The organism is Marinomonas arctica (assembly GCF_003259225.1).
In the GTDB taxonomy this organism is placed as follows: domain Bacteria; phylum Pseudomonadota; class Gammaproteobacteria; order Pseudomonadales; family Marinomonadaceae; genus Marinomonas; species Marinomonas arctica.
In genome coordinates, this window is sequence record NZ_QHJF01000045.1 from 21,580 (window position 1) to 28,049 (window position 6,470).

Below are 6,470 nucleotides of genomic sequence, written 5' to 3' on the forward strand. Positions count from 1 at the left end.
ATCAGGGGTGTACTCGCTTGGCTGGCATGTACGTATTCGCCTCCCGACCAACGCTCAAGTCAAATCGAAGCATTGCTGTCGCATAACTGGCATGCCGCGAGTTAAACGGGTATACGGATTTAATGGTTGATGGGGCACCTTCACCCCATCAATCTGATACCACCCTCAGATGGTTGATAGATCGACTCCGTAGTTGAGTTCCTCTGCGAAGTCCGGCAGTCCGTAACCGATGGTTTTCTTGTAGAAAGGAGAGACCTTCGCAGTCGGTGCCTTCTTCTTGTGCTTCGTGGTGTAGAGCATTCGTGCCCGCATCACCTCGAAGGAGTAACCGCGCCCTTCACGGTTCTTGTCCTTGGCCAGTCGGTTGATGGACTCCGTGTAAGCGTTGGTGACGGGCATGTCCGTCTCGAAGTAGGTCATGGTCTCTTCGCGCCAGTTTCCCACTGCCCTGACCAGATCGCTCCAGACTTCCTTTTGGCCCTTCGGGATGGTGGCTATCCACTCGTCCAGGGCGGCTTCTGCCTGGAGCCGTGTGGTGGCGTCCCAGATGCCGTAGAAGCGCTCCTTGTGCTCGTAGGCGGCCAGCAGTTGCGGGAACGCGCCTGTCCAGGTCTCCATGATGAGGCGCTCCCGGTCTGAGACTTCGTGAGCGCGTTTCAGCAGGATTTTCCGGTCTCCCTTGAGAGTCCGGCTCTGGGACGGTTTCAGCTCCTTTCTGAGGCCCTTGCGCACTTTCTCTAGGGCATCGTTGGCCATGCGCACCACATGGAACTTATCGACCACGATACGGGCCTGGGGCAGCACAGCCTTGACCGCTGCCCGGTAGGGGTTCCACATGTCCATGCTGACGATCTCGACCTTCTGCCGGTCTTTCAGCTTCATCAGGTAGTTGGTCACCACGTCCTGGCGGCGGGTGGCCAGCAGGTCGAGCAGGGTTCGCTCCTCAATGTTGGTCAGAATGCAGCGGTAGCGCTTGTTCAGGTATAGCTCGTCAATGCCCAGGATGCGGGGCGTCTCGAAGCGGTGCCAGCGTCCCAGGAACTCGGCGCGGGCGTTGAAGATGTCGCGCACCGTCTTCTCGTCCAGGCCGGTCTGTGCCGCCACAAAGGTGTAGGGGTGGTTGAAGGATTCCTTCTCCACGTACTCATGCAGCCGCAGTGTCATACGGAATCCGTCCACCATCTCCGGTAGCTGGGGCCTGAATGTTGTCTTGCAGGCCCGGCAGGTGTATCGGCGGCGGACCACCCAGAGAGTGACCCGCTTGCCGTGGATGGGCAGATCACGATAGGGAACGTCACGCTTGCCGAACCGTACGAACTCACCCTGCACGCCGCATTCCTCGCAGGCGATGGGATCGGGCACGTCCACCTGGAAGTGCATTTCGTCGTCGGTTGATTTGCAGCCCAGTACTTGGTATTGCGGCAGGTGAAGGATGTTGTCGGGAAGTTCGGTCATGGTGTTGTATAGGCGTAGGTGTCAGTCAGATCCATCCGGCTCGGCATTGGTGTTTGCTTTTTTACCCAACAAGCTGCTGGAAACGAAAAGTAAGGCACCGAGGACAATTGCAATATCAGCCAGGTTGAAGGCCGGCCAATGCCAGTCTCGCCAATAGAAATCAAAGGAATCCACAACATAGCCGCGAAAGACCCGGTCAATCAGGTTGCCCATGGCGCCACCGAGGATAAGACTGTAAGCGATGGCTTCTCCTTTATGACGATTTTCAAGGATCAGGTTGATCAGAAAAATCGAGACCACTACCGCGATTCCGATAAAAAAGTAGCGCTGCCAGCCTCCACCATTCGCAAAAAGACTGAATGCGGCACCTGTGTTCCATAGGTGCACCCAGTTAAAGAACGGGGTCACCGAAACATACTCGCCATAGGCCATTGATTGCTGCACCAGCCACTTTACAGCCTGATCAGACGCTGCCAGCAGGCCCGATATGGACAATAGGGCATACGGCGAGAGCTTTTTGCCAATAGTGAGCATTATTTAACCCTTCAACGCCAAAATGCGTCTGGCACCGTTAAGTACAATGCCCCCCGCGATGATGCCGATAATCAGATCCGGATAATTGGAACCGGTCCACGCGACCAGGGCGCCGGCGGTGATGACCCCCAGGTTGATCACCACGTCGTTGGCCGAGAATATCCAGCTTGCCTTCATGTGCGCCCCGCCTTCCCGATGTTTGGATATGAGCAGCAGACAACTGGTATTGGCAATCAATGCGACGAATGCGATAGCCATCATCACCAGCGATTCAGGCTCACTACCGAATACAAAGCGTCTCACCACCTCTACGAGCACGCCCACAGCCAAGATCAGTTGCAGTACACCAGCAAGATGCGCGGCACGTACCTGCATTTTCACGCTATGTCCAACCGCATAAAGGGCAAGCCCGTACACCGCCGCATCGGCAAAATTGTCCAGGGATTCTCCAATCAGGCCGGTGGACTGGGCGATCAGACCGGCAGTCATTTCCACCACGAACAGAAGTGCATTGATGCCGAGCAACCAGCGCAGGGTCCCGGATTCTTGCTTAGCAGAAGCTGCCGAAAACTCGGCGGCCTTGATGGTCTCCGGATTTGCAGCGACGGTTTCCTGAAGCGAGGCGCCTAGCCCCAAGGTCTTCAATTTCGAGGTGACGGGCTCGACCTCGCCGTCATGCACGACCTTCAGCCGGCGGTTCGACAAGTCGAAGGACAGCGCCCGAATCTCCTCAAAGCCGTTCAGGGCTAGGCGAATCATTCGTTCTTCTGATGGACAGTCCATCTTCGGCACGGCATAAACACTGACCCATCTCCCTGGCGCCTCGGAGGAGGCCTGTATATCGGTATCCGCTGCGGACGTTGCATCAGCGCCACAGGCGCCACCACAGGATTTGCTCATGATACTACTCCACTTGAACAATGTTGTGGTACCATTTAAAACTATAAAGCTACTATAATGTCAATAGAGTAAAGAATCCGTTGGGGAGGAGGCTGATGCGCATTGGTCAGTTGGCGCAGTTGGTAGGGGTCGAAACACAGACGATCCGCTTCTATGAACAGCAGGGCTTGTTGCCGCCGCCTGATCGGCAGGACAACGGTTACCGTGTCTATACCAAGAAGCATGGTGAGGGGCTGGCCTTCATCCGTCGCTGCAGAATCCTGGGCCTGTCACTGGCTGAGATTCACGAACTACAGAGCTATCAGGACGACCCTCATCAGCCTTGTACCGCCGTCAACACCTTGCTCGATGATCACATCTCTCATGTGCGGTCGCAGATAACCGCTCTGCAAGCGCTTGAGAAACAACTCGTTTCACTGAGAGCGAGTTGCAACGATGACCGGGAAGTTGAGGCGTGTGGGGTTCTTGCTGGAATTAGCGAAGGAAACATGCACCAGCAGTAGGTGAAGCATCAACCAGATAATCCGATGAGATGCCGGTCTGTCTCACTCTCATGCAAAGGTAAGATCAACCATTTAATCCGCTTACCCGAAATACACACATCACTCGACGGACGAGCTGCCGTTGCTTAGGCTGATGGCCTTTTTTACACCCAAGGGGAACGCTATGGATAGAGATGCACTTGAACAGAACCAGATACCGATCTACTTCGTCGCGGTCATTGCCGCAGCAATCGGTGGGCTCATGGCACCTGTGGCCGCTCTGGGGTTAAATGCTCTGGTGACTCCGACTATCGCCGTGCTGATGTACGCGATGTTCCTACAAATTCCCTTTCTTGATCTGCGCGAAGGGCTGAGCAACAAACGCTTCATGTCAGCCCTGCTGATCGCCAACTTCGTATTGATTCCGCTGTTGGTGTGGGGGCTCACCAGAGGACTCACGGATCACCCAGCGATCCTTGTCGGTGCTCTCCTGGTACTGCTGACGCCCTGCATCGACTACGTGGTGGTCTTTACTCATATTGGCAAGGGCGACTCTCGTGGGATCCTTGCGGCGACACCAATCCTGCTGCTGCTTCAGCTTGTTCTGCTACCCGTGTATTTGGCCTTCATGTTGGGTGGACAGTCCGACGTCGTGATCTCGATAGGCCCCTTTGTTGAAGCCTTTCTCGTGCTGATTGTCGCGCCGTTGTTGTTGGCCGTGGTTACAGCGGCGCTGGCCAAAAAGTCGAAAATCGTCGGTGGTTGGAACGCCGCCTGGGCCTGGCTGCCCGTTCCAGCAATGGCAGCGGTTCTGATAGCGGTGGTCGGTTCTCAAATCTCCTCGGTCGTTCGCGACATCGACAAGCTTGCACCGGTGATCCCTGTGTACATCGGCTTCATGCTGCTGGCACCGTTGATGGGGGCTCTGGCTTCGAAAGCTTTCAAGCTGCCTTCCACGACTGCCAGAGCGGTTACCTTCAGCTCGTCAACGCGTAACTCTTTGGTAGTTCTCCCGTTAGCTCTGGCGCTGCCTGAAGAAATTCGAGGGCTTGCTGCCGCTGCGGTGATCACCCAGACGCTAGTCGAGCTGGTTGGTGAGCTGATCTACATCCGCGCAATACCGGCCTTCGTCTGGCGTGACAAATCGCAGGTTGTGTCGACGACTTTGTAAGTTAATAAATGGCGGACACACCCAAAAGTGATTTTTTGGCAATGCGGGCAGCTTTTGGGCGCGCGCCTCTTGCGGACGCCACTAGCGCCAAACCACCTGGGTCGGACGGCCATTGTTCGCCCCGATAAATTGCTGGTGTGATCCACAAGGAATGGCCAAAAAACCTGAAAAATGTTAGTGGGTTATTTTCTATATAATTCAATAGGTTATGATCTACTAACAGTTAGGCTCATTCAGATATAACGATGGCTGTATCGTTGCGCGTTCCAAAGAGGTAAAGGCGCTGGGCATTAAGATGGGCGTGCCGATGTTTCAGGTTCAAAATGAGATAAGAAAGCACGGCATTGTGTGCTTTTCGTCGAACTATGCCCTGTAGGCGGATATGTCGAATCGGGTGATGTCGATCTTAGAAGAGGAGGCGCCACGGCTGGAAGTGTATTCCATCGATGAAGCCTTTATGGATTTAACCGGTGTTGATCATGTGACGGATTTGCTGGCATTTGGTAAACGAGTAAAAGCCAAGGTCGATCAATGGACGGGCATTACGGTAGGTGTGGGCATTGCGCCAACCAAGACGTTGGCGAAGTTGGCCAATCATGCGGCGAAGAAATACCCAGCCACGGGGTCGGTGGTAGATCTGATGGACCCAGACAGACAGAAGCGTTTGCTGGCTTTGTTGGATGTGAGTGACGTGTGGGGCGTTGGTCGTCGCACCACTGCCAAGCTAAAGGCGAGGGGAATCAACACAGCGTTGGATCTGGCGAATGCTGACCCTAAATCGATTCGAAGTGAGTTTTCTGTGGTGCTTGAACGAACCATTCGAGAGTTGAATGGCGTGTCGTGTTTGGATTTGGAATTGCTCAGGCAAACAAAGCAGCAGATCATTTGCAGTCGGTCATTTGGTCATAAGGTGACAGACAAACGAGAACTACGGGAGGCTATTGCTAAGTACACGACCAGAGCTGCCGAGAAACTACGTGGCGAAAAACGCCTTTGCCGTGTGGTGAGTGTGTTCGTTCGTACCAGTCCATTCATTCCAAACGAACCGCAGTACTCGAAAACCTTGTCTGCAGAACTGCCCAACCCAACCGACGACACGCGAGACTTATTAGAAGTAGCGGGTGTGTTGTTTCATCGCATTTATCTGGCTGGTTATCGCTACGCCAAAGGCGGCGTGATGTTGGCGGACTTCTACGAACATGGCGCCTTTCAACAAGATTTATTCCGAGCCGATAACACCAAAATCAACTCAAAAGCCTTAATGAACGTCGTGGACAAAATCAACCACAGCGGCCTCGGCAACGTCTTCTTCGCCTCGCAAGGAGTATCACCTCAGTGGTCAATGAAACGCGAACACCTATCGCCAGCGTACACGACCAGGTGGGACGAGTTACCAAAGGTTTATTGAACCAAAATGTAGAAAAGAGAAACGGACGATTAGTTAAAAAATTCAAACTATAATAATTGATTGGGAGGTGTTCCATGAACGATAAAAGTACTAAAGAAAATGCCAGTAATCTGCCAGCAGACAAGATAATAGCAACGGTTGTCTTATGGCTAGATGAACAATGTCCACACGAGCGTTGGGACTTATCTGATGAACAGATGTGTGTTCTTCTAGGTGGTATTACGGTTTCAACTTGGAATCAATGGAAAGAGACCGCACGGATTAATGACAGTCTTCAAGTAGACCAAGAAACTATTGATACACTGGCGATGCTGGTAAGTATATACAAGATGATTCACCTAAGTTCACCAACTGGATTTAAGTATGATTTTTTCAAAAAGCCAATAGATCATCCGACATTTAATGGCAAATCAGCTAGAGAATTTATGTTAGAGAACCCTTCACTTGACGATTTCCCCCTGTGTCAGGATAGTTGTCGCCTCATTTGTTATTATAAATAGACAGGGGACGGTAAGTGAAA

7 protein-coding genes are annotated in these 6,470 nt (G+C 53.0%); 4 read left to right on the plus strand and 3 right to left on the minus strand.

From position 1 onward, the window contains the following. Window positions 1-165 precede the first annotated feature (165 nt). Genes DK187_RS20050 through DK187_RS20060 form a run of 3 tightly spaced genes read right to left on the minus strand, consistent with a single transcriptional unit; the run spans window position 166 to window position 2,889 of the window. Complete coding sequence (locus DK187_RS20050; protein WP_111609077.1) at window positions 166-1,455, minus strand: ISL3-like element ISPpu12 family transposase; 1,290 nt, start codon at window positions 1,453-1,455, stop codon at window positions 166-168. Between the two features lie 21 nt (window positions 1,456-1,476). Continuing rightward, entirely contained in the window at window positions 1,477-1,989 is a 513-nt protein-coding gene (gene lspA / locus DK187_RS20055) for a signal peptidase II (protein WP_111609078.1), read from the minus strand. 3 nt (window positions 1,990-1,992) lie between these two features. After that, window positions 1,993-2,889: a cation efflux transmembrane domain-containing protein gene (locus DK187_RS20060; RefSeq protein ID WP_111609079.1), complete on the minus strand. Its 897-nt coding sequence runs from the start codon at window positions 2,887-2,889 to the stop codon at window positions 1,993-1,995. A 95-nt stretch (window positions 2,890-2,984) separates the two neighbouring features. On the opposite strand from DK187_RS20060, the gene cadR reads away from it, so the two are divergent. From cadR to DK187_RS20085, 4 genes are all read left to right on the plus strand, one after another. Then, a complete protein-coding gene (cadR, locus tag DK187_RS20065) occupies window positions 2,985-3,392 on the plus strand; it encodes a Cd(II)/Pb(II)-responsive transcriptional regulator (protein WP_111609080.1) in 408 nt (135 codons plus the stop codon). A gap of 163 nt (window positions 3,393-3,555) precedes the next feature. Next, complete coding sequence (locus DK187_RS20070; RefSeq protein ID WP_072839257.1) at window positions 3,556-4,542, plus strand: arsenic resistance protein; 987 nt, start codon at window positions 3,556-3,558, stop codon at window positions 4,540-4,542. A gap of 382 nt (window positions 4,543-4,924) precedes the next feature. After that, a complete protein-coding gene (gene umuC, locus DK187_RS20080) occupies window positions 4,925-5,950 on the plus strand; it encodes a translesion error-prone DNA polymerase V subunit UmuC (RefSeq protein WP_223232238.1) in 1,026 nt (341 codons plus the stop codon). Window positions 5,951-6,024: 74 nt separating this feature from the next. Further along, a complete protein-coding gene (locus tag DK187_RS20085) occupies window positions 6,025-6,450 on the plus strand; it encodes a hypothetical protein (protein WP_111609082.1) in 426 nt (141 codons plus the stop codon). Window positions 6,451-6,470: the final 20 nt, after the last annotated feature.

Bases quoted from the DNA above. Each gene is read 5' to 3' on its own strand.
- DK187_RS20050 (WP_111609077.1), bottom strand. From the start codon at position 1,455: ATGACCGAACTTCCCGACAACATCCTTCACCTGCCGCAATACCAAGTA.
- lspA (WP_111609078.1), bottom strand. From the start codon at position 1,989: ATGCTCACTATTGGCAAAAAGCTCTCGCCGTATGCCCTATTGTCCATA.
- DK187_RS20060 (WP_111609079.1), bottom strand. From the start codon at position 2,889: ATGAGCAAATCCTGTGGTGGCGCCTGTGGCGCTGATGCAACGTCCGCA.
- cadR (WP_111609080.1), top strand. From the start codon at position 2,985: ATGCGCATTGGTCAGTTGGCGCAGTTGGTAGGGGTCGAAACACAGACG.
- DK187_RS20070 (WP_072839257.1), top strand. From the start codon at position 3,556: ATGGATAGAGATGCACTTGAACAGAACCAGATACCGATCTACTTCGTC.
- umuC (WP_223232238.1), top strand. From the start codon at position 4,925: ATGTCGAATCGGGTGATGTCGATCTTAGAAGAGGAGGCGCCACGGCTG.
- DK187_RS20085 (WP_111609082.1), top strand. From the start codon at position 6,025: ATGAACGATAAAAGTACTAAAGAAAATGCCAGTAATCTGCCAGCAGAC.